Genomic DNA, 21207 nt, shown 5'->3' on the forward strand with positions numbered 1-21207 from the left:
CTGCGCTGGGGCGACAATGCGGGGGCGGGGCGGTGAGCCTCGCGAGCCTGCCACTGTTCGTCCGGTTGGCTGGTCGCCCGGTCATCCTGCTGGGCGAGGGGGAGCCCGCCGAGGCCAAGCGGCGTCTGCTCGACCGCGCCGGTGCGCTGGTGGTGGGGGAAGACGCGCAAGCCGCGCTCGCCATCGTCGCGATCGAGGACGAGGGCCAAGCCCAGGCCGCCATCGCCCGGTTGAAGGCACGCGGCGTGCTGGTCAACGCGGTCGATCGCCCGGCGGCCTGCGATTTCACCTTGCCCGCCATCGTCGAGCGGGGCCCCGTGATCGTCGCGATCGGCACCGGCGGCGTGTCGGCGGGACTGGCGGCGGCTTTGCGCCAGCGGCTCGAGGCCTTGTTGCCCGCCGGACTGGGGACGCTGGCCGAGGGGCTGTACGCCGCCCGCGCCGCCTTGCGCGCGCGGTTCCCGGACGGGGCGGAGCGGCGGCGTGCGATCGGGGCGGCGCTGTCGCCGGGCGGTGCGCTCGATCCTCTGGCGGGCGAAACCGATGTCGCGGGCTGGCTGGCGGGCGTCGAGCGTCCGGCGGCGTCGGTCGCGACCTTTGTCCTGACCTCGTGCGACCCGGACGACCTGACCCTGCGACAGGCGCGCGCGCTTGCCGCCGCCGACCGGGTCTATCACCGCCCCGACGTGCCGTTCGCCATCCTGGACCGTGCGCGCGCCGATGCGGTTCGGATCGAAAGCGACGCATTGCCCATGGAACCGGGCGAGGGGCAGATCGTCGACCTGACCATGGACAGGCGCGCATGACCGGCTTCGCCTATCGCATCGACGGGGGCAAGGCGGACGCCATCCCGATCCGCGAGGCGGTGGAGGCGAAAGCCCGGCTGGTCTGGGTGCATCTGGAGACCAATGACGCGGTGGCGCAACGCTGGCTGTGCGAATCGGCGCATCTGGAGGATTATGTCGTCGACGCGCTGACCGCGACCGAGACGCGCCCGCGCTGCGAGGCGGTGGGCGAGGGCGCGTTCCTCAACCTGCGCGGGCGGAGCAGCGAGCCGCTCGACGGGTCGGACATGCTCGCCTCGGTCCGGATCTGGGCGGTGAAGGGCAAGGTCTATTCGGTCACGCGCCGCCCGCTGCTGGCGGTGGATGCGGTGCGCAAGGAGGTGGAGGGCGGCGCCATCGCCGATCCGGGCGACCTGATCACCGCCTTCGCCACCGCGATCACCAGCGACCTGGACCCCGATGTCGCGGGGCTGGGCGACGAACTCGACAGTTGCGAGGAGCAGTTGGACGAGCACCGTGTGTTCCAGCTTCGCCGCACGGTCAGCCGGGTGCGGGTCGCCGCGATCGGATACCGCCGCTTCCTCAATCCGCAGCGTGCGGCGCTGGAGAAACTCGCGGCGCTGCCGGGCGACTGGCTGGCGGATGACGACCGGCTGCATCTGTCCGCCGCCGCCGACCGCGCCGCGCGCATGGCCGAGGAACTGGAATCGATCCGCGAACGCTCCGCGCTGATCCATGAGACGCTGACCGACATGCGCGCCGAGCAGATCGACAATCGCGCGCTGGTCATCTCGATCGTGGCGATGGTGTTCCTGCCGCTGACCTTCATCACCGGGCTATACGGGATGAACGTCAAGACCCTGCCCTATGCCGAGGAACCCTGGGCGTTCGACGCGATCCTCGGGGGCTGCGCGCTGATCGCGGCGGGGATCGTCATCTATTTCGTCCAGCGGCACTGGTTCCGGCGGTAATCTTCACTTCCGCCCCGGCCATCCGTTCGGCCTGAGCGAAGTCGAAGCGCACGTTCCGCGCTGGCGGCTTGGTGGAGGGATCCCCTTGGCCCCTTCGACTGCCTGCCAAGGCAGGCGCTCAGGACAGGCTTCGACTTCGCTCAGGCTGAACGCAGGGTGGGGAGCGGCCCCCTTACGCCCCCGCCTTCTTGCTCATCTGGCGGACCGTCTCCCAGGCTTCGGCGATATCGGCGATGTTGTCCGCCACGTCGCGGAACAGCTTCGGATTCTGGTCCAGCGAGCCGTCGACGATCTGCCGCCGCGCACCCGCATAGAGTTTGGCGAAGGTGATCGACATGTCGCCGCCATTCTCGAAATCGAGCCCCGCCTCCAGCGCGAACAGGATGGCGGTGGCGCGGGTCACCCGCTCGCTCTTGCGCGCGAGTTGGCCATGCTCGGTCGCCCACGCCGCCGAGCGGAGCGCGGAGATGAGTTCCTCGTAGAGAAGCTGGACGAGCGCGGGGCCGTCCGCCATCGCGGTGCGGCCGACGACGTCGATCTGGCGATAGGTCGCGGCAGGATCGGTGAGCAGTCCGGTTGCATAGGCCATCTTAGCTGCTCTTCGTCCACATCTTGACCTGCTGGTCCATGAAATTCTGCACCGATTTGTAGCTGGAGACGCGCGCGTTCATCGCGGAGAACTGCGCCGTCATCCGGTCCTGCGCCGCGCTCTGATCGTCCGCCAGATCGCTCTGGGCCAGAGCGTTGGCGCTCTGGTCCTGGCTCAACTGCCTGGCGGTCGCGCCGAGCCCGTAAAGGGTGCTGGTCGCCGCCATCTGGATGCCGTTCAACTGCGCCGACAGGCCGACCAGATTGTCGCCGCTCGACTGGAACATCTGTTCGACCGCATCCGGATATTGCGCCATCACCTGCGCCAGACGCACCGTGTCGACCTTCAGCGTCCCGTCCTTGTTGGTCCCGACGCCCAGATCGGCCAGCGTCTTGGGGCCGGGCGTGCTGGCGTCGCCGGGCACGATCTTGGACGTGGTCAACCGCCCCAGCGACTGGGACAGCGTGCGCGCCGCGAGGTTGCTGCGCAGATCGCCCGTCTGGGGGTTCAGTTCCTTGTTCAGCTCGGTGATCTTGTCGTTGAAGGTCGCCACGAAGTCCGACACGACCGAGGTCAGCGCGGCGGTCGGGCGCGTGCCGGTCAGCGAGACCGGGGTGGTCGAGACCGCGTTCAGCGTCATCGTTACGCCGCTCACCAGATCGCTGATGGTATTACTGGCGCGCTCCACCGTGACGCCGTCAACCGTCAGCTCGGCATTGGCGGCCGTGGAGGTGTTGCGCGTACCTGTCGCGCCGCCACCGACGTTGAGCCGCGACAGGCCCGCCGTCGCCCCCTCGCTGGCGGTCACGGTGAAGCTGTTCGCCGCGCCCGTCGCGCCGGTGAAGGACAGATAGGCCTTGCCGTCGGCATCGGTGATGACCGAGGCGGTGACGCCGGTCTTTGCCGCGTTGATCCTGGCCGCGACATCGTCGATCGTCGGGCTGGTGCCGTCATCGAACTGGACCGTGACGGCGGCTTTGGAGCCGACCTGGATCGACAGGCTGCCGGTGCCCATCGAGGCGGTCCGGTCATAGCTGATGCGCGTCACGCTGGTCTGCGGCGTGGCGAGTGCGTTGACGGTGATCGACTTGGACAGCCCGGCCAGCTTCGCGCCCGCCGCCGTCGTCACGCTGAACACCGCCGGATTGCCGCTGCTCGCCTGGGTGGCGAGCGTCCCGCCCTTGGCGAGCGAGGCGAGCGAGCTGGCGAAGTCGGTGATCGAGCTCATCACCGTCGATGTCGCCGAAATCTGCGAGGTCAGCGTATCGGCCTTCGCCTTCAGCGCCGCGGTGCGCGCGGCGAACTGCGCCTGGACCAGCGAGGGGACCAGCGCGGACAAATCCATGCCGGAACCGGTCTGGAGCGAGGTGAACAGCGCCTGCGCGGCGGATTTGGTGGCGTCCGTGGTCGACTTGGTCGCCGTGGTGCTGGTCACCGCAGACGTCGATGAGGTCGAGGAAATGGTCGTCATCGACGGGACTCCGGCACGCGTTCGCCTTCGTGAACGACCATCGGGATGGTTTCTTTAGGGATTTGCGACGAACCGTTCATGGCGTACCGGTTCATGACTGGGGCTGGCCGTTTTCGTCGAAACGGGCGTCGACCGGCACCTCGACCGGCGGCTGCGCCGTGCCACCCGCGCCTGCGTTGAGCCCGAAGACGAAGGCGAGCACGACGGCGATCGCCTGATACAGGTCGGCGCGGACCTCCTGCCCCTCGCGGCTGGTGTAATAGACGGCGCGGGCAAGCTGGGGATATTCCAGTACGGGCTTGGCATATTCGCCCGCCATCTCGCGGATCGCCAGCGCGGTGGCGCCGCGTGCCCGGGCGACGACCACCGGCACCTCGTCCTGCCCGCGTTCGTAACGCAGCGCGACCGCGAAATGGGTCGGGTTGGTCAGGATGACATGCGCCTCCTGCACCGCCGCGCGGACCGCCCGGCGCGACATTTCGCGCTGCTTGCCCCGGATATGCGCCTTGGCCTCGGGATTGCCCTCGCTCTCCTTATGCTCGTCCTTGACCTCCTGCTTGGTCATCTTGAGCTTGGAGAAGAGCTGGAAGATCTGGAGCGGCACGTCGAAGCCCGCGATCAGCACCAGCCCCATCCCCATCACCAGCAGCACCGAGATGAAGGTCCCGCCCAGCGAGCCGAGCGCGCTGTTGAGGTCCGACTGCGCCAGCCCCATGGTGGTGCGCGACGACTTCCACAGCATGTACGCGCCGATCGCGCCGAGCAGTACGACCTTGAGCAGCGACTTGCCCAGCTCGGTCCAGCCCTGCATGCCGAAGATGCGCTTCAGGCCCGAGGCGGGATTGAGCTTGGAGGGTTTGGGCGCGATCGCCTTGGGATTGAAGTGGAGCGAGCCCAGCCCCGCCTGTGACGCGATGGTCGCGACGATGGTGACCGCGAACAGCGAGGCGAGCGAGGGGGCCAGCTTCCATCCCGCCTCCATCAGCGGGCGGAAGGGCTCGAAATCCTCGACATCGGCATGGCTGAACTGGAAGCTGGCGGCCATCACCGCCTTGCACGCAGCCAGCAGGGTGGGGCCGGCGAAGATCAGCCAGGCGATACCCGCCATCATCACCAGCGCCGCCGCCAGATCGCGGCTGCGCAGGATCTGCCCGTCGTCGCGCGCTTTTTCGCGACGCTTCTGGGTTGGGGCTTCCGTCTTTTCGCCGCCCTCCGACATCAGCCGAGCACCAGCGTCTGGGTGGCGGCAAGGCCTTCGCGGAGGATGACGAGCATATAGTCCCCCATGGCGGGGAAGGCGATGGCGATGGCGATGACGCCGAGGAACAGCGCGGCCGGAAGGCCCACCGAGAAGAGGTTGAGCGAGGGCGCGGCGCGGCTCATCATCCCCATGACGAGGTTGAGGCAGAGCAGCAGGAAACCGACCGGCAGCGCCAGCAGCAACCCCGCGAGGAAGGCGTAGCTGCCGAACAGCGCGATGGCGCGGAACTGCGCCGGGGCCATCCAGGCCTGGCCGGGGGGCAGCGCGTCATAGCTCTTCACGATGGTATCGACGAGGACGAGATGCCCGTCGACCGACAGGAACAACAGGGTCAGCATCACCGTGAAGAACTGGCCCAGCGCCTGGGTCGAGCGACCGTTGAGCGGATCGACGGTCGCGGCGAAGTTGATCCCCATCGATCCGCCGATCAACTCGCTGGCGACGAGCGGCGCGGTGAAGGCGACTTGCAGGATCAGGCCGAGCGCCAGCCCGACGATCGCCTCCGCCGCCACCGACATGATGGTGGGCAGGGCGAAGATCACCGGCGGCGGCACGACCGGGTGCGCCATGTTGACCAGAAAGGCGATGGCCCCGGCCAGGCTGACCCGCACGGGCAGGGGGATCGACACCGCGCCGAACACCGGCGCGGTGATGAACGCCGCCCCGACCCGGACCATGATGAACAGGATCGCCCAGGCCTGCGGCTCGATCGAGAGGCCGAAGCCGAGCATGTTACTTGACCCAGGCCTTCACTTGACCAGGTCCGGGATGCGCTCGAACATGCTGACGGTGAAGTCGCTCAGCAGGCCCATGATGAGGCTGCCGAAGATCAGGATCGAGATGGCGACGACGATCAGCTTCGGCACGAAGGACAGGGTCTGTTCGTTGATCGAGGTCGCGGCCTGCACCATGCCGATCACCAGCCCCGACACCAGCACGGGCAACAGGATCGGCGCGGCGGCGAGCGCCAGCACCCACATGGTCTGGTTGGCCAGCGTCAGGAAATAATCGGCGTCCATGATGCTCGGGTGCTTCCGTGGGAGAGGGTGTCCCGTGGCCTTCGACTTCGCTCAGGCTGAACGGAGGTTGGGGAGGGGGCTTGGTTCCGCCAGCCGTTCAGGCTGAGCGAAGTCGAAGCCCAAGGGAATCACGTCGCGAAACTGTTCGCCAGGCTGCCCATGGTCAGCGCCCATCCATCGACCAGCACGAACAGCAACAGCTTGAAGGGCAGCGAGATGATCGATGGCGACAGCATCATCATGCCCAGCGCCATCAGTACCGTCGCCACCACCAGATCGATGACGATGAAGGGCAGGAAGATCAGGAAGCCGATCTGGAACGCCGTCTTCAACTCGGAAGTGACGAAGGCGGGCAGCAGCACCGAATAGGGAATGTCGTTGGGACTGGCATAGGGGCCCGACTTCGCCATTTCAGCGAACATCGTCACGTCCTTGATCCGGGTCTGCTTGGCCATGAAGGCATGGAGCGGGGCACCGGCGGCCTTGATCATCTCGGTGCCGGGCAGGCGACCCTCGGCATAGGGCTGGATCGCGTTCGCGTTCATCTGGCTGATCGTCGGGGCCATGATGAACAGCGACAGGAACACCGACAGGCCGATCAGCACCTGGTTGGGCGGGGTCTGTTGCAGGCCCAGCGCCTGGCGCAGGATGGCGAGCACGATGACGATCCGGGTGAAGCTGGTCATCATCAGGATGATGCCCGGCAGGATCGTCAGCAGGCCCATGATGATCAGGACCTGGAGCGACAGGCTCAGCGAGCCCGAACTGCCATTGCCGCCGCCGCCGAGTTGGCCGATCGCGCGGTCCACCGCGTCGCCGACACCCGGTGCGGGTGCGGCGGCCGGAGCGGCGGCGGGGGCCGCTTGGGCGAAGGCGGGCATCGCGATCATCAGCGCCAGCAGCAGCGCCAGCACGATCCACAACGGCTTCAGGCTCCGCTTCGGGCTCGCATCCTGGGTGCGGATCAGCGCGGGGCCGGTGCCCCGGCGGGTCACGGAAATGCTCATTGGTCGAACTTCTTCGGCGCGAAGCGGGACACGAAGTCGCGACCGCGTGGGGTCGTCGGTTCCATCGGCGTCGGCGTGACTGGGGTCGCGGGGCCCTTACCGTCGACCTTGTCGACCAGTTGCACGCCGCCACGCCCGACCGAGACGAGCAGGTTGCGCCCCTCGAACTCGATGACCGCCAGCCGCAGGCCGGGCGAGATCATCATCGTCTCGCGCACATGGATCAGCCGCGTCGCCGGACGCCCCGGCATCCGGCTTTCCAGTCGCCGCCAGAGATAGAGGCACCCGATCATCAACCCGCAGATCAGCGGCAGCAGGACGACCAGCTTCAGGATATAGGACCAGAGCATCGGGGGGATCAGCCGCGCTTGTCGGGATTGACCAGTTCGGTCATGCGCACGCCGAAGCGGTCGCCGACCGTCACCACCTCGCCCCGCCCGATCAGCGTGCCGTTGACCAGCACGTCGAGCAGTTCGTTGGCCTGGCGGTCCAGTTCGATGACGCTCGATTCGGACAGCGCCAGCAGCTCGCGCAACGACAACTGGGTCGAGCCGATCTCGACGGTCAGCTTGACATCGACATCCTGGAGCAGCCGGAAATTGGCGGCGACCGATGTGTCGACGGGGAAGCCCCCGGCCATATCGTTCATTGTTCGAATCCTTCGTGAGCGCGGGCCAGTCCTTCGATGGACCGGTTGAGCGTGGTAAGCTGGACGGCGGCGCGGCCATTGGCGGTGCCGACCGTGCCCATGCCGAGCAGGTCGCCGCCGACCATCACCGGCACTTCCGGGCCGAAACTGATCGGGATCACGTCGCCGGTCTTCAGGTCCATCAGACGCTGGAGCGAGACGACGGGTTCGGCGAGGACCGAGCGGACGGGAAAGCGGACGGTCATCACCGCGCGGGTCAGGTCGCCGCGCCAGGTGGGATCGGCCTCGGCCTGCTTGTCGACGACCTTGCCGGTCAGGGCGGAGCCGTGCGGCTTCAACGCGCTGACGGGATAGAGGATGTCGAGCATGGTCGGGCGGCGCGTCTGTCCGGCGATGCCGAAACGGGTGACGATCATCGCGTCCTCGCCCTCGATCCCCGACAGCATGGCGGGCGAGGATTCGGGACGACCGGCGCGAAAGTCCAGCCGGGCCAGCGATTCCCAGGCATTGCGCAGCGGGATCGCCATCATGTCGCCCAGCTGCGTCACCATCGTCTCGGCCCCGTGCGAGAATTCGGCGGGCAGGGGATCGGGCACATGGCCGGTGCCGCCGAAGAGCAGGTCGATCAACGACAGGCCGAACCCGCCATCGATGACGATCAGCGCCTGCGAATCGGGGGGCGACCCGCCGGGCGCGCTCATCGTCATCGGCAACCACGCGCTCAGCCCCTCGCCGCGCTCCGCCCGGTAATCGGCGAAACGCTGGACGACCAGCGGCTCCGCCCAGCAGCGCAGTTCCTCGCGAAGCAGCGATTCGAACAGCCCCCGCAGGGTCCGCGCCAGACGCGCAGACAGATGCTGCATCGTGTGCAGATCGCCGAACGGGTTGAGCTTGGTCGAACCCAGCACGCCGTGATCGGCGGTGGGCTGTTCCCGATTGCGCTCGCGTCGTTCGGCCTGAGGGGCGGCGTTAACCATGCCTCACTGAACAACGAAATTGGTAAAGTAGACGTTAGCGATACCCCCGAATCCCTCTTTCTGCCGAAGAATCTCGTTGATCGCGTCGACCAGTTTGCGTTGCAGCTGGCGCTTGCCTTCGCTGGAGAACACGGCTTCCTCATTGGCGTCGCCCAGCGTCATCAGGATGGCCGAGCGCACCGCCAGGTCGTTGGTCTTCAGATTGTTGATGACCGTATCGTCATAGGGCGTCGATACCGCCAGCCCGACCTGGATGATGTGCACCGAGTCGCGCATGTTGGACGTGAAGTCCTTGGGCAACTGGTAATAGTTGCTGGCATAGCGTTCGCCGCCATCGCCGATCGGCGTCTTCATGCCGACATTCTCGTGGCCGCCGCCTTCGGCGTCTGCCCCTTCGCCGCCGCCATGGCCGCCGCCTTCTTCGCCTTCGCCGCCCTCACCGGCGCGCTTCTGCTCGGCCTTGGGGACCAGCTTGGGGCCGGGATGGCTGGCATCGGCCTCGGCCTCTTCGGCGGCGGCCTTGTCCTTGGTCGAATGGCCGCCGACCAGCCCCGAATTGGCCGCATAGAGCCCGGCCCCGACACCACCGCCCAAAAGGACGACGACCCCGGTGGCCATGACAAGGATCTTGCCGATCTTGCCCTTCTTCTTCTTGGGCGTGCCCTCGGTCTCGGGCGTGTCTTTCGCGTCGCTCATATTTCAGTTCCTCAGGCGATTCGGGTGGTGGCGGTGGCGGCGGGATCGCCCGACGCGCTCTCGCGGAATGGGTCGGCCTCGGGCGCGCGCGGGCGTGCCGGAACCATGGGGGCGGGCGGGGGCGACGGACGCTGGTCGCGCGCCGACTGGCCCAGGTCGGAGCCGCCGGTCGCCCCCGCCTGCACCGCCATGCTGCCCAGCCGCATCCCCTTGTCCTCGGCCAGCTGGGCGAGCGTCGCATGCGCGTCCGCCAGGATCGTCGCGGTGTGCGCCTGCTCGGCGGTGAAGTGGATATGCGTCCGGTCGTCGTCGCGCCGGATCGCGACGGCTATTCCGCCGAGCGCGTCGGGCGAGAGCTGAATCCGGGTGTCGGCGGTCGCGGCGTCCTCGCGCATGCGGTCGATCCGGTCGATCATCGCCTGCGGCCAGTGATGCTGCGTCATGTCGAGCGGAGCCTGATCGGCGGTCGCGGTCGTCGCGACCACGGGACGCGCGCCATCGGTCGCCGCCAGCGCGACGGGATCGGCAGCGCCCGCCACGGTCAGGGGCGCACGGTCGGACGGCTCGTCGCGATCCTCGGGCGGTGTGGACAAATGGCGCAGCGTCTCCGCCAGCAGGCCGATCACCGGCGCGCCTTGCGCGGGTTGCAGCACGCTCAGCGGGCCGCTGGGCATAGCGGGGGACAGGGCGGCCATGTCGGTGTCCGTCTCGACACGGGGCTGGGCGGCGACCAGGCGAAAGCCGGTGGTCCGGGCCGCCGGGGTCGGCATGTCGGTGACCTGGCCGGTGGCGTTCGCCACCACATCGAGCATCGCGGTGTCGCTCGGCAGGATCGGGGGCGTTGCGGCGTCGAGGCGTGGGGCACCGGGGTCCGTGGCGCCGCGCGGCGTCGCCACGATCGTGTTACCGTCGATCCTTGGCGTACCATCCTGCGGGGCGATCACCGTCGCGGCGGCCTCACCGCTGGCGACCGGTGCCGCATATTGCGGTGGCGGCGGCACGTCGGCGAAGACCGGCAGGACCATCGGCAAGATGCCCGGCAAGGGATTGCCGGGGTCCGCTGCCGCCTTGTCGCTCGTCTCCGGCAAAGAATCATCGTCCTCGGTGACGAGTGAAAGCCCGCCCACGTCTGCGGCGGGCGACGCTATCGCCAGGAGATCGGAAAATTTCCCCGGATTTCCGTCGCCTGCCGGGCTCGTGCCGCCCGGCTTGGCGGACAGGCTACGACCGGGATGCAGGGCATCCAGCGTGAGGGGGGAGGGAATGGCTGACATGGCATGATACCCGTCAGCAAGGATCGTGCCGATTTTGCGAGCGACGCGGCGGCGCGGCGGGCATGTCCTCCAGCGCGCGCATTTCGGCGCGGATCGCGGCGGCGCGGGCGCGTTCGAGCAGCTTTTCGACCGCCGTCTGGTCGCGCTTGGCATCGCGGGTCTGCTCGGCGGCGCGGTCCGCCTGGCGCTCGGCGGCGGCGACGCGACCGGCGGCGGCGTCGGAGGATTCGTTCAACCGGTTGCGGAAATGCGCCCGCGCCATCAGCGCCACCGCCGAGGTCGGCGGGGCCGGGGTGGGAGCGACCGCCTGGGCCAGCTGGGCGATGCGATCCGACAACTGGCGTTCGGTCGCGACCCGCTGCTGCGCGCGCGATTCCTCGGCCATGGTCAGGTTGAGTTGCAGCGTGCGGACCCGGTGGAGCCGGTTCAACATCGCCTGTTGCCGGTTGGGCATGGTCTGTCCTTCGGTCAGGCGCCGGGCTGGCCGAACACGCCGACCAGTTCCTCGACCGCATGGTCGAGCGGCACGATCTCATCGGCGTCCTGGCGGATATATTCCATCACCGCCGGGTGGCAGGCGATGGCGGCGTCGATCGCCGGGTCGGCCCCGGCTCGATAGGCGCCCATCAGCACCAGGTCGCGATTTTCCTCATAGGTCGCCAGGTGGCGGCGCAGCGTCCGGGCGGCCATGGCATGGGGCTTGCCGACGATGTCGGTCATCACCCGGCTGACCGAGGGGCCGATATCGATCGCCGGATAGACGCCGCGCTCGGCCAGATGGCGGTTGAGCACGATATGTCCGTCCAGGATCGAACGCGCCGAGTCGACGACCGGGTCGTTGCCGTCGTCGCCGTCCGCCAGCACGGTGTAGATGGCGGTGATCGAACCCGGTCCGTGCGCATCGGCACCCGCGCGTTCGATCAGATTGGGCAGCATCGCGATCGCGGACGGCGGATAGCCGCGTGCCGAGGCGGGTTCGCCCAGCGCCAGCCCGATCTCGCGCCCGGCATGGGCGACGCGGGTCAGCGAATCCATGATGAGCAATACCTTCTTGCCCTCGGCGCGGAACGCCTCGGCAATGGCGGTGGCGCGCAGGGCCCCGCGAATGCGCAGCACCGGCGAATGGTTGGCGGGCACCGCGACCACGACCGAGCGCGCACGCGCTTCGCCCGCCACCTTGGTTTCCAGAAAGTCGGCGACCTCGCGGCTGCGTTCGCCGATCAGGCCGATGACGATCACATCGGCCTTGGCGGCGCGGACCATCATGCCGAGCAGAACCGACTTGCCGACGCCCGAGCCCGCCATGATGCCGACACGCTGGCCCTGGCCGATGGTCAGCAGCCCGTTGATCGCGCGCACCCCGACGTCCAGCGGCTCGCGCACCCGGCCGCGATCGAGCGGCGACTGCATCCGGCCCGCCAGCGGCCAGCGGCCCGCGCCCCGAATGGGGCCCAGCCCGTCGATCGGCTTGCCCGACCCGTCGACCACGCGGCCTAGCATCGCCGCGCCCACTTCGGCCTCGCCCGGAGGACCGAGCGGGCGCACCGGCGCGCGCGGCAGCAGCGGCGCGGGACCGCCCAGATTCATCAGGAGGGTGCGGCCATTGCGGAAACCGATCACCTCGGCCTCCACCCGCTCGCTCTCCGTATCGCCGATCGCGCAGACGGTGCCGACCGGCAGCGACAGGCCGACCGCCTCCATCAACAGCCCGTCATAGGAGGACAGCCGCCCCGACACGCTGACGCGCGGCGCGAAATCGGCCTGGGCCAGCGTTTCCAGATAGTCGGCGGTGAACCGGTTCAGCATGACGGGACCGGCACCTTGTCCATGACCGCCGCCAGTTGATCGAGCCATAGGCGCGGTCCGTCCTCGATGATGGTGGAGGCGCTTTCCAGCACGAAGCCGCCGCGCTCGACACTGGGATCGCCGACCGGAAAGATCGTCTGCGGCAGTCGCCCGTCCAGTGCGGCGACATCGTCGGGATGGACGCGCAGCATCGCGGACTCATGCGCCTCGGCCAGCAGGTCGATCGCGCCTTCGATCCGCGCGGTCAGTCGGTCGGCGTCGATGCCGGTCTCACCGACCAGCCGGGTGACCAGCGCCATGACGGTGTGCCGCAACTGGTTCGCCATCATGTCGCGGTCGATCCGCGAGGACAGCGCGTGCGAGATGCCGCCGATCAGTCCGGCGTCGCGCGCCTGCGCTTCGGACAGGGCCTGGAATTCGCGGGTCGCGTCCTCGACGCCCTGGGCATAGCCCTCGGCATGGGCAGCGGTGCGGGCCATCGCGATCGGATCGACCGCAGGCTCCTCGCTTTCCTCGCATGCGGCGAACGGGTCCCAGCCCTGGGTGGGGTCTTCGGTCCGGTTGGCCGGGTGGAAGTGGCGGGGGCGTGCCTGTCCGTCCGCTTCCGGGGCGGGATCGGCACCCGGCACCGGCGAGCGGGGACGGAACGACACCGGCCCCGCGCCCAGGTCGAAGCCCATGCCCATATCCGCATTGGCAACCGATCCGGCACCCATGCCGGGCAGGTCCGACCGGGCAAAGCCGCCCGGCGGCGCGAACGCCTGTTGCAGCGCCGCCGCCGCCGCATTCTGCCGCGCGGAGAAACCCGCGACGAAATCAGACATAATCGTCCTCGCCGCCGCCCATCATGATGGTGCCTTCCTTGGCCAGGTTGCGGGCCACCGCGATCATCGCCTTCTGCGCCTCCAGCACCTCGGACAGCTTCATGGGCCCGCGCGAGTCGATCTCGTCGCGGATACCCGCCGCCGCCCGCGCCGACATGCACGCCAGGAAGCGTTCGCGAGCCGCCTCGTCCGCGCCCTTGAGCGAGCGGATGAGCACTTCGCCATCGACGTTGCGGATCAGCGCGCCCAGATTCTTGTCGTCCATCTCCAGCAGGTTGTCGAAGATGAACAGCGCCTCTTCGATCTGCTTGGCGACGTCGCGGTCAATCTTGAACAGCTTGGGCATGACCCGCTGCTCGGTCGCCTTGCGCGCGCTCGACAGGATCTTGGCCGCCTCGCGCGAGCCGCCCATGGTCAGGCCGTTGCCCGCCCCGCCGCCGCCATTGCCGCCGCTCGTGCGACGCGACAGGATCGCGTTCAGCGTCTCGATCGCCTGCGGCGTCACCGGCCCCAGCCGCGCGACGCGGTGCAGGATGTCGGGCTGCATCGTCTCGGGCAGCAGTTCGAGCACCTGGCCCGCCACCGCCGGATCGCAATTGGCGATCAGGACCGCGCCGATCTGCGGATGTTCCTTCTCGACGATCTTGGCGATGTCGGTCGCGTCGAGCCAGTGAAGCATCTCGATCTCGCACTGCGCCTCGGGCGGCACGATGCGCGACAGCACGCTGTCGGCGCGTTCGGGCCCGAGCGCCCGGTTCATCAGATTCTCGACCAGCGGCTTGGGCTCGAACGCGATCGAGGTCCGCGCCCGCGCACAGCCGACGAAATTGTCGAGCACTTGATCGACGTCGCTCTCGCTGACATCGGCGATCGAATACATCGCCTTGCCCAGCTCACGCACCTCGTCCGGGTCCAGCTTCTGGAGGATGGCGGCGGCTTCCTCCTCGCCGACCAGCATCATCAGGACCGCCGCACGTTCCACCCCGCTATAGGCGCGGGGGGCCTCCGCGACCGCGCTCATGCCTGGGGCTCCGGCATACGGATCATGTCGCGGATGGCGAGCGCGGCGCGCGCCGGATTGTCGCGGGTGAAGCCGCGCACCTTGCCGATCCGTTCGTCGAGCACGGTCGAATCCTCGATATCGTCGAGCGTCACGGGCGGCTGGACCGCGATCTGATCGGGTCGGGACTGGTTCGCCAGCGCGGGATCGCCGTCGGCCTCCGCCCCGCCATCTGCGCCATCCGCGCCGTCGGCGGCTCCCATCGGGAGAGCCTTGGTCGCCGCGTCATCCTTCTTCTTCGTCATCGCCTTGATCATCGGACGCACGCCGAGCAGCAGGACGAGCAGTGCGATGATCAGCGCGGTCGCATTGCGCGCCAGTACGGGCAGCCAGCTATTGTCGTACCAGGCCGGACCCTGATCGGTGCTCGCATCGGCGAATTTGCGGCTGATGACGGTCACATTGTCGTTGCGCTGCTGGTCGAAGCCGACCGCCGACTTCACCAGATCGGAAATCTGGCCGATCTCCATCTGGCTGCGCTTGCCGGTGGCGGGGTCGCGCAACAGTACCGCGACGGTCAGCCGCTTGATCGAACCCGGCGCGGCGCGGGTCACCGAAATCTGCTTGTTCAGGTCATAGGCGCGCTGGAAGGCGTCGGACTGCTTCTCCGGGTTGACACCCGGACCACCGGCGACCGGCTTGGCGTCGGCGGGCGGGGTGCCCGGCGCGCCGTTCGCGGGCTGCGGCTGTTGCAGCGTGCTGGCGGGCGGCGGCGTGTTGGACAGCGCGCCGGGAATGCCGCCGGGGGTGGTCGGGTCCTTCTGATTGCCGGTCCAGTTGCCGGTTTCGGCACGCAGCGCGCCGTCCTTGTCATAGCGTTCGCTGGTCGCGCTGGTTTCGTCGAGATTGACGTCCGCCTGCACCTCGGCGGTGAAGTTGCCCGCGCCGACCAGGGGGGTCAGCAACTGGATGAGTTGCGTGCGGTATTTCTCTTCCAGGCGGCGCTGGAAATCGATGCGGCGATCGTCGCCATTCGCGCCCTCGGCGCCCTTTTTGGACAGCAGGCCGCCCATCTGGTCGACGATGGTCACATCCTCGGGCTTCATCCCCGGCACCGACGAGGCGACGAGATTGACGATCGACTGGACCTGCGATTCCGACAGCGAACGCCCGGCGTTCAGCTTCAGCACCACCGAGGCGGAGGGCGAGGCGTGGTCGCGCACGAAGACCGACGCCTCCGGCATGGCGAGGTGGACGCGCGCCTCGGCCACGGCGTCGATCTCCTGGATCGAGCGAGCGAGTTCGCTCTCGCGCGCCTGGCGAAGCCGCTCGCCCTCGACCGCGCGGCTGACGCCCATCGGCAACTGGTCGAGGATCGCGTAGCCGCCGGGTGCCTGCTTGGGGAGCCCCTGGCCCGCCAGCAGCATCCGCGCCCTGGAGTAATCCTCCTCGTTCACGGTCAGCGCGCCGGTGCCGTCGTTGATCTTGCTCCTGATGTTCGAGGCGGACAGCGCGGTCGTCACCGCCTGCTTGTCCGCGTCCGAGAGGTTTTCGAACAGCGTCTTCTGCGGCGGGCTGGACAGTGCCATCCAGGCGAGCGCGGCGGCGGCGATCAGTCCGATCAGCATCGCCATCGGCGCGGAACGGCGCACGGCGGGCTGCGCCATCACCGACTTGATCTGGCGAAGCGGGTTGGCGAACTTTTCCGGCAGCGGCGGCAGGGCCGGTGCGGGATTGGCGGATGCGGGGGTGAGGGCAGTGCTCATCTTACACCGGCATGCTCATGATGTCCTTATAGGCGGACAGGAGTTTGTTACGGACCTGCAAGGTCGCCTCGAAGCCGACCGAAGCCTGCTGGCGGGCCATCATCACCTTGGCGATGTCGACGGTTTCGCCGCGTTCATAGGATTCGGAGAGGCGGGCGGCCTGTTGCTGGCCTTCGTTCACGCCCTTCAGCGCGGTTTCCAGCGTGTCGGCGAAATTCGCCGGAGCCGCCGGGGCTTGGGTCTGGGCGGCCTGTGCCGCCTGGTTGGCACCGGCTTGGCTTGCCGCCTTGAGCGCCTGATTGCGTTCCAGGATCTGGGCGCGGAGCGCCATCACCCGGTCTACGCTCATCGCGCCGCCGACACCGCCGACGCTCATGCCATCATGGCCCGGCTAGAGGGGCGGATGATCTCCTCGCCCTGCTCGCGCGCCTTGGCGAGGCGGTAGCGCAGCGTGCGCTCCGAAATGCCCAGGCGCTTGGCCGTCTCGACCCGGTTGCCGCCGCACGCGGCCAACATGTCGCGGATCGCCGCGAATTCGCTCATCTGCACGACCTTGCCCAGCGTGGCTTCGGCGGTCGTCACGGTCAGCGGCATGTCGTCGGTGTCGTTGGCGACCATCGGGCGGTCGAACACGATATGCTCGGGCTCGATGGTCGCGCCGCCCGCGAAGAGCAGGGCGCGCTGGATGACGTTTTCCAGTTCGCGGACATTGCCCGGCCAATTGTGCATGGCCAGCTTCTCGATCGCCGCGACACTGGGCCAGGGCATGACGGCGCGGCCCGCGGCGTGGCGCAGGATCATCGTCGCGGCAAGCGCCGGGATGTCCAGCCGCCGCTCGGACAGCGGCTTGGTGGTCAGCGGGAAGACCGACAGGCGGTAATAAAGGTCGGCGCGGAACCGGCCCGCCGCCACTTCGCCCTGAAGGTCGCGATTGGCGCAGGCGATGACGCGGACATCGACCGACTGCGGCATCGACGCGCCGAGCGGGATCACCTCGCGCTCCTGAAGCACGCGGAGCAGCTTGGCCTGAAGCTGGAGCGGCATCTCGGCGATCTCGTCGAGCAGCAGCGTGCCGCCGTCCGCCGCGCGGAAGAAACCTTCGCCCGCCTGGGCCGCGCCGGTGAACGCGCCCTTCTGGTGACCGAAGAGCAGCGCCTCCAGCATCGATTCGGGCAGCGCGGCGCAGTTGATCGCGACGAACGGCTTGGACGCGCGGGCCGACTGGGCGTGGATCGCGCGGGCCACCACTTCCTTGCCGGTGCCGGTCGGGCCGTTGATCAGGACGGTGATGTCCGACTGGGCGACCCGCTCGGCCAGAGTGAACAGCGCCAGGCTCTCCGGATCGGCGGCGGTCGGCATGTCCGGCCCGGCGACCAGCGCGCGGACGAAGCTGTTGCCGACACCGGCCTCGCTTGCCGGATAGATCACGGTCGTCGGTCGGCCATGGCTTGCCGGAATGATCGCGGGCTCGGCCCCGTCGCCGACGATCACGGTGCGCGTCGGATGGGTTACGACGTCGTCCGGGGTCAGCAGGAACATATCCCCCGCCTGCGGTGCGGCACCCGGTTCGGCAATCGCCAGACCCTGCGCGCGCAATGCGGAGATCAGCGCATATTTCTGCTTGATCAGGGCGGGAGAGGGAAGAATCGACGGCATCGGCGGGGAAGTCCTTTCGTGACTCCCCATTGCCGCTTCTTTGGTAAAACCGCGGTTAATACGGCAAGAATGGCGGCAATATTTTTCCGGGCGCACGCGGCCGTGTGCGCCCGAGCGCCCGTATGCGCGTCCGTACGGGCCCGCGCACCCGCGAAAACGGCAGAACCGGCAGAAACTTGCGGCGGTTTTTTGCCGCCTGCCGGCTAAACCCTGCCGGAACATGGCCGTTCTCCTGTTCGACGGCGCGACGGTCCGAGGGGATGCAGCGAACCCGTCTGGCGATTCGGAGATCAAGAAATGGCTGTTATTGCTAGTAACATCAGTGCCTTGCGGGCCACCTCGGCCTCGACGATGGCGACCAATGCGCTCAACGTGTCGATGCAGCGCCTGTCGACCGGCAAGCGGATCAACTCGGCGAAGGACGATGCGGCGGGTCTGGCCATCGCGGCGTCGATGACCGCGCAGGTTCGCGGCATGGCGCAGGGCATCCGCAACGCCAATGACGGCATTTCGCTGGCCCAGACGGCGGAAGGCGCGCTGGACGAAGTCAGCAACATGCTACAGCGGATGCGCGAACTGGCGGTGCAGGCGTCGAACGGCACCTATGCGACCGGCGACAAGACCAACATCGCGACCGAACAGCTCGCGCTGGCCAACCAGATCAACGCGGTCGTCGCCAACACGACCTTCAACAGCAAGTCGCTGTTCGACGCCGACGCGGCGGACACGACCAAGGGCTTCCTGATCCAGACGGGCGCGACCAGCAACGACACGGTGCGAATCAACACCGTCAACTTCCAGTCCGGCGGTACGTCGGGCCTGAAGGCGGTGACGGGCGGCGGCGGCGGTGCGCCGACCACGACTACTGTCGCGGCGGTCACGCTGACCCAGTTCGACACGGCCATCTCCGAGGTGTCGACCGCCCGCGCCGGTCTGGGCGCGGTGCAGAACCGGCTCCAGTCGGCGGTGAACAACACGACCTCGACCATGACCAACCTGACCGAAGCGCGCAGCCGCATCGAGGATACCGACTTCTCGGTGGAAACGACCGCGCTCGCCAAGGCGCAGATCCTGTCCCAGGCGTCGACCGCGATGCTGAGCCAGGCCAACCAGTCACAGCAGGGTGTGCTCAAGCTCCTGAGCTGATCCTGACTGTCCGACCGGCCACGGGCTTCCCCTCGGCCGTGACCGGTAATTCGACCCCGGCGTCCTCTGGATGCCGGGGTCGAACACTATTGGGCCCAATAAAACCGAAACCGGCAAGCTGTCGCCGCCAGGCGGCAAATTAATTCCGCAAATGACTAAATATTGCCGGTTGGATGACGTTTCCTTCATTGGCGGCTCGGTCGGTCCATGAGGGGACTTGGAAGGGGATCGCCGGGACTTTTCCGGGAGACAATTCATGGGCGTCATCGCCAGCAACATCAGCGCATTGCGCGCGACCTCCGCTTCGACCATGGCGACCAGCGCGCTGAACGTGTCGATGCAGCGCCTGTCGACCGGCAAGCGGATCAACTCGGCGCGCGACGACGCCGCCGGCCTCGCCATCTCGGCATCCATGACCGCGCAGGTTCGCGGCATGGCGCAGGGTATCCGCAACGCGAACGACGGCATCTCGCTGGCGCAGACGGCGGAAGGCGCGCTCGAAGAGGTCGCCAACATGCTCCAGCGTATGCGCGAGCTGAAGGTCCAGGCGTCGAACGGCACCTATGCGACGGGTGACAAGGACAATATCGCCACCGAGCAGCTGGCGCTGGCGACCCAGATCAACAGCGTGGTGGCCAACACGACCTTCAACGGCAAGTCGCTGTTCGGTTCGGCCGCCGCGACGGGCTATGACATCTATACCGGTGCGACGGCGTCGGACAAGGTGACGGTCACCTCGGCCGACCTGACCCTGGCGACCGGCACGTCCAAGCTGGTGAAGGTCACGGGCACCGTCGCGGGCCCGCCCTATACGGCGCCGACCGCCGCCTCGGTCGCGGGGGTGACGCTCGTCCAATTCGACGATGCGATCGCCGAGATTTCGACGACGCGCGCCAGCCTGGGCGCGGCGCAGAACCGGCTGCAATCCGCGGTGAACAACACGACCTCGACCATGACCAACCTGACCGAAGCGCGCAGCCGCATCGAAGATACCGATTTCTCGGTGGAGACGACCGCGCTCGCCAAGTCGCAGATCCTGTCCCAGGCCTCGACCGCGATGCTGAGCCAGGCCAACCAGTCGCAGCAGGGCGTGCTCAAGCTGCTGAGCTGATCGGGGCGCGATGCCGCCGCTTGACCGGTGGCCGTCCGACGCAATTGTCGAATGACGATCATGGCCCCGCTGTCCGTATGGATGGCGGGGCCTTTTGCCGTCCTGGCACTTCTGTAAGCGTCATGGCGGCGAAAATGGCGGTTTTCCGCGGTTTTACGGGCCGTCGAGGGGAAGGGCAGGGCTGTCACGCCTTGGAAAACCGGCAATCATCATTGAATTTGCGGCAAAATTCGTCCGGTCGCGGCTAAAGTTTGCCGGTGGGCTGCCGTTTCTCCTCATGACGGTTCGATGGTCCACGGGAAGGGGCACAGGCTGGATCGTCCGACCACATTCACGGAGCTCGATCATGGCAGTTATCGCAAGCAACATCAGCGCCCTGCGCGCTACCTCGGCCTCGGCCATGGCGTCGAACGCGCTGAACGTGTCGATGCAGCGCCTGTCGACCGGCAAGCGGATCAACTCGGCCGCCGACGATGCGGCGGGCCTCGCCATCTCGGCGTCGATGACCGCGCAGGTTCGCGGCATGGCGCAGGGCATCCGCAACGCCAATGACGGCATCTCGATGGCGCAGACCGCCGAAGGCGCGCTGGACGAGGTGAACAACATGCTCCAGCGGATGCGCGAACTGGCGGTGCAGGCGTCGAACGGCACCTATGCCTCGGGCGACAAGACCAACATCGCGACCGAGCAGGACGCGCTACAGAAGCAGATCGTCGCGATCACCACCAACACCAAGTTCAACGGCAAGACGCTGTTCGATGCGACCGCCGCCACCGGTTACGACATCTACACCGGTGCGGGCTCGGCGGACAAGGTGACCGTCCAGTCGACCGACTTCACCGCCACCGCGTCCAAGGTGAAGGTCATCACCGACAACACCTATACCGGCGCCACGCCCGGCACCCCCGCGCTCAGCGCCTATGACGATGCGATCGCGGAAGTGTCGACCACCCGCGCCAAGCTGGGTGCGGTGCAGAACCGGCTCCAGTCGGCGGTGAACAACACGACCTCGACCATGACCAACCTGACCGAAGCGCGCAGCCGGATCGAGGATACCGATTTCTCGGTGGAAACGACCGCGCTCGCCAAGTCGCAAATCCTGTCCCAGGCCTCGACCGCGATGCTGAGCCAGGCCAACCAGTCGCAGCAGGGGGTGCTCAAGCTGCTCGGCTAAGCCACTGACGGGGCTTGAAAACCCC

General features: G+C 67.9%; 23 protein-coding genes. 5 read left to right on the top strand and 18 right to left on the bottom strand.

Features of this window, described 5'->3' with window-relative positions:
• Positions 1–32 precede the first annotated feature (32 nt).
• Positions 33–806: a bifunctional precorrin-2 dehydrogenase/sirohydrochlorin ferrochelatase gene (locus tag QE379_RS02360; RefSeq protein WP_306997461.1), complete on the top strand. Its 774-nt coding sequence runs from the start codon at positions 33–35 to the stop codon at positions 804–806.
• Positions 803–1756, top strand: a complete 954-nt coding sequence (locus QE379_RS02365; protein WP_306997463.1) for a zinc transporter ZntB — start codon at positions 803–805, stop codon at positions 1754–1756. The genes QE379_RS02360 and QE379_RS02365 overlap by 4 nt, the downstream gene beginning before the upstream one ends.
• Before the next feature lie 172 nt (positions 1757–1928).
• On the opposite strand, the gene QE379_RS02370 is transcribed toward QE379_RS02365, so the two are convergent.
• The 18 genes from QE379_RS02370 to QE379_RS02455 all read right to left on the bottom strand — a co-directional run bounded on the left by QE379_RS02370 (position 1929) and on the right by QE379_RS02455 (position 17751).
• On the bottom strand, positions 1929–2345 hold the full coding sequence (locus QE379_RS02370; RefSeq protein ID WP_306997466.1) for a flagellar protein FliS: 417 nt from the start codon (positions 2343–2345) through the stop codon (positions 1929–1931).
• Between the two features lies 1 nt (position 2346).
• Positions 2347–3780: a flagellar filament capping protein FliD gene (gene fliD / locus QE379_RS02375; RefSeq protein WP_306997468.1), complete on the bottom strand. Its 1434-nt coding sequence runs from the start codon at positions 3778–3780 to the stop codon at positions 2347–2349.
• A gap of 127 nt (positions 3781–3907) precedes the next feature.
• Positions 3908–5035: a flagellar biosynthesis protein FlhB gene (locus QE379_RS02380; protein ID WP_306997470.1), complete on the bottom strand. Its 1128-nt coding sequence runs from the start codon at positions 5033–5035 to the stop codon at positions 3908–3910.
• On the bottom strand, positions 5035–5808 hold the full coding sequence (fliR, locus tag QE379_RS02385) for a flagellar biosynthetic protein FliR (protein ID WP_306997472.1): 774 nt from the start codon (positions 5806–5808) through the stop codon (positions 5035–5037). The genes QE379_RS02380 and fliR overlap by 1 nt, the downstream gene beginning before the upstream one ends.
• A gap of 18 nt (positions 5809–5826) precedes the next feature.
• Positions 5827–6096 carry a flagellar biosynthesis protein FliQ gene (gene fliQ / locus QE379_RS02390; protein ID WP_230483419.1) on the bottom strand — a complete coding sequence of 90 codons (270 nt, stop codon included), beginning with the start codon at positions 6094–6096 and terminating at the stop codon, positions 5827–5829.
• 128 nt (positions 6097–6224) lie between these two features.
• The gene (fliP, locus tag QE379_RS02395) at positions 6225–7103 is read right to left on the bottom strand and encodes a flagellar type III secretion system pore protein FliP (protein ID WP_306997475.1); all 879 of its coding nucleotides are present in this window, start codon (positions 7101–7103) and stop codon (positions 6225–6227) included.
• Complete coding sequence (locus tag QE379_RS02400; RefSeq protein WP_306997477.1) at positions 7100–7453, bottom strand: flagellar biosynthetic protein FliO; 354 nt, start codon at positions 7451–7453, stop codon at positions 7100–7102. Before QE379_RS02400 ends, fliP begins: the two co-directional genes overlap by 4 nt.
• Positions 7454–7461: 8 nt before the next feature.
• On the bottom strand, positions 7462–7752 hold the full coding sequence (gene fliN, locus QE379_RS02405) for a flagellar motor switch protein FliN (protein ID WP_007406148.1): 291 nt from the start codon (positions 7750–7752) through the stop codon (positions 7462–7464).
• On the bottom strand, positions 7749–8729 hold the full coding sequence (locus QE379_RS02410; protein ID WP_306997480.1) for a flagellar motor switch protein FliM: 981 nt from the start codon (positions 8727–8729) through the stop codon (positions 7749–7751). Before QE379_RS02410 ends, fliN begins: the two co-directional genes overlap by 4 nt.
• Before the next feature lie 3 nt (positions 8730–8732).
• The gene (gene fliL, locus QE379_RS02415; RefSeq protein ID WP_306997482.1) at positions 8733–9425 is read right to left on the bottom strand and encodes a flagellar basal body-associated protein FliL; all 693 of its coding nucleotides are present in this window, start codon (positions 9423–9425) and stop codon (positions 8733–8735) included.
• Between the two features lie 11 nt (positions 9426–9436).
• Positions 9437–10699, bottom strand: a complete 1263-nt coding sequence (locus QE379_RS02420; RefSeq protein ID WP_306997484.1) for a flagellar hook-length control protein FliK — start codon at positions 10697–10699, stop codon at positions 9437–9439.
• Between the two features lie 13 nt (positions 10700–10712).
• Complete coding sequence (locus tag QE379_RS02425; protein WP_306997486.1) at positions 10713–11153, bottom strand: hypothetical protein; 441 nt, start codon at positions 11151–11153, stop codon at positions 10713–10715.
• A 14-nt stretch (positions 11154–11167) separates the two neighbouring features.
• Complete coding sequence (locus QE379_RS02430; RefSeq protein ID WP_306997488.1) at positions 11168–12505, bottom strand: FliI/YscN family ATPase; 1338 nt, start codon at positions 12503–12505, stop codon at positions 11168–11170.
• Positions 12499–13329, bottom strand: coding sequence for a FliH/SctL family protein (locus tag QE379_RS02435; protein ID WP_306997491.1), 831 nt, complete (start codon positions 13327–13329; stop codon positions 12499–12501). The genes QE379_RS02430 and QE379_RS02435 overlap by 7 nt, the downstream gene beginning before the upstream one ends.
• Positions 13322–14350, bottom strand: a complete 1029-nt coding sequence (fliG, locus tag QE379_RS02440) for a flagellar motor switch protein FliG (RefSeq protein WP_306997493.1) — start codon at positions 14348–14350, stop codon at positions 13322–13324. Before fliG ends, QE379_RS02435 begins: the two co-directional genes overlap by 8 nt.
• Positions 14347–16095: a flagellar basal-body MS-ring/collar protein FliF gene (gene fliF / locus QE379_RS02445; RefSeq protein WP_306997495.1), complete on the bottom strand. Its 1749-nt coding sequence runs from the start codon at positions 16093–16095 to the stop codon at positions 14347–14349. Before fliF ends, fliG begins: the two co-directional genes overlap by 4 nt.
• A gap of 1 nt (position 16096) precedes the next feature.
• Positions 16097–16471 (bottom strand): flagellar hook-basal body complex protein FliE, encoded by a 375-nt coding sequence (gene fliE / locus QE379_RS02450; protein WP_267434290.1) that lies wholly within the window; start codon positions 16469–16471, stop codon positions 16097–16099.
• Positions 16468–17751, bottom strand: a complete 1284-nt coding sequence (locus QE379_RS02455; protein WP_306997499.1) for a sigma-54-dependent Fis family transcriptional regulator — start codon at positions 17749–17751, stop codon at positions 16468–16470. The genes fliE and QE379_RS02455 overlap by 4 nt, the downstream gene beginning before the upstream one ends.
• A 297-nt stretch (positions 17752–18048) precedes the next feature.
• On the opposite strand from QE379_RS02455, the gene QE379_RS02460 reads away from it, so the two are divergent.
• The 3 genes from QE379_RS02460 to QE379_RS02470 all read left to right on the top strand — a co-directional run bounded on the left by QE379_RS02460 (position 18049) and on the right by QE379_RS02470 (position 21182).
• Positions 18049–18897 carry a flagellin gene (locus tag QE379_RS02460; protein ID WP_306997501.1) on the top strand — a complete coding sequence of 283 codons (849 nt, stop codon included), beginning with the start codon at positions 18049–18051 and terminating at the stop codon, positions 18895–18897.
• 256 nt (positions 18898–19153) lie between these two features.
• Complete coding sequence (locus QE379_RS02465; RefSeq protein WP_306997504.1) at positions 19154–20008, top strand: flagellin; 855 nt, start codon at positions 19154–19156, stop codon at positions 20006–20008.
• Positions 20009–20354: 346 nt separating this feature from the next.
• Entirely contained in the window at positions 20355–21182 is an 828-nt protein-coding gene (locus QE379_RS02470; RefSeq protein WP_306997506.1) for a flagellin, read from the top strand.
• The last annotated feature ends 25 nt before the right edge of the window (positions 21183–21207 follow it).

Source organism: Sphingomonas sp. SORGH_AS_0879 (genome assembly GCF_030819175.1).
GTDB lineage: Bacteria > Pseudomonadota > Alphaproteobacteria > Sphingomonadales > Sphingomonadaceae > Sphingomonas.

Excerpts from the sequence above, each read along its gene's own strand:
- fliF (WP_306997495.1), bottom strand. The coding sequence starts at position 16,095 with ATGAGCACTGCCCTCACCCCCGCATCCGCCAATCCCGCACCGGCCCTG.
- QE379_RS02425 (WP_306997486.1), bottom strand. The coding sequence starts at position 11,153 with ATGCCCAACCGGCAACAGGCGATGTTGAACCGGCTCCACCGGGTCCGC.
- QE379_RS02410 (WP_306997480.1), bottom strand. The coding sequence starts at position 8,729 with ATGGTTAACGCCGCCCCTCAGGCCGAACGACGCGAGCGCAATCGGGAA.
- QE379_RS02365 (WP_306997463.1), top strand. The coding sequence starts at position 803 with ATGACCGGCTTCGCCTATCGCATCGACGGGGGCAAGGCGGACGCCATC.
- fliN (WP_007406148.1), bottom strand. The coding sequence starts at position 7,752 with ATGAACGATATGGCCGGGGGCTTCCCCGTCGACACATCGGTCGCCGCC.
- fliE (WP_267434290.1), bottom strand. The coding sequence starts at position 16,471 with ATGAGCGTCGGCGGTGTCGGCGGCGCGATGAGCGTAGACCGGGTGATG.
- QE379_RS02460 (WP_306997501.1), top strand. The coding sequence starts at position 18,049 with ATGGCTGTTATTGCTAGTAACATCAGTGCCTTGCGGGCCACCTCGGCC.
- fliL (WP_306997482.1), bottom strand. The coding sequence starts at position 9,425 with ATGAGCGACGCGAAAGACACGCCCGAGACCGAGGGCACGCCCAAGAAG.
- QE379_RS02435 (WP_306997491.1), bottom strand. The coding sequence starts at position 13,329 with ATGTCTGATTTCGTCGCGGGTTTCTCCGCGCGGCAGAATGCGGCGGCG.
- QE379_RS02380 (WP_306997470.1), bottom strand. The coding sequence starts at position 5,035 with ATGTCGGAGGGCGGCGAAAAGACGGAAGCCCCAACCCAGAAGCGTCGC.
- fliQ (WP_230483419.1), bottom strand. The coding sequence starts at position 6,096 with ATGGACGCCGATTATTTCCTGACGCTGGCCAACCAGACCATGTGGGTG.
- fliR (WP_306997472.1), bottom strand. The coding sequence starts at position 5,808 with ATGCTCGGCTTCGGCCTCTCGATCGAGCCGCAGGCCTGGGCGATCCTG.
- fliP (WP_306997475.1), bottom strand. The coding sequence starts at position 7,103 with ATGAGCATTTCCGTGACCCGCCGGGGCACCGGCCCCGCGCTGATCCGC.
- QE379_RS02430 (WP_306997488.1), bottom strand. The coding sequence starts at position 12,505 with ATGCTGAACCGGTTCACCGCCGACTATCTGGAAACGCTGGCCCAGGCC.
- QE379_RS02470 (WP_306997506.1), top strand. The coding sequence starts at position 20,355 with ATGGCAGTTATCGCAAGCAACATCAGCGCCCTGCGCGCTACCTCGGCC.
- QE379_RS02420 (WP_306997484.1), bottom strand. The coding sequence starts at position 10,699 with ATGTCAGCCATTCCCTCCCCCCTCACGCTGGATGCCCTGCATCCCGGT.
- QE379_RS02465 (WP_306997504.1), top strand. The coding sequence starts at position 19,154 with ATGGGCGTCATCGCCAGCAACATCAGCGCATTGCGCGCGACCTCCGCT.
- fliG (WP_306997493.1), bottom strand. The coding sequence starts at position 14,350 with ATGAGCGCGGTCGCGGAGGCCCCCCGCGCCTATAGCGGGGTGGAACGT.
- QE379_RS02455 (WP_306997499.1), bottom strand. The coding sequence starts at position 17,751 with ATGCCGTCGATTCTTCCCTCTCCCGCCCTGATCAAGCAGAAATATGCG.
- QE379_RS02370 (WP_306997466.1), bottom strand. The coding sequence starts at position 2,345 with ATGGCCTATGCAACCGGACTGCTCACCGATCCTGCCGCGACCTATCGC.
- QE379_RS02400 (WP_306997477.1), bottom strand. The coding sequence starts at position 7,453 with ATGCTCTGGTCCTATATCCTGAAGCTGGTCGTCCTGCTGCCGCTGATC.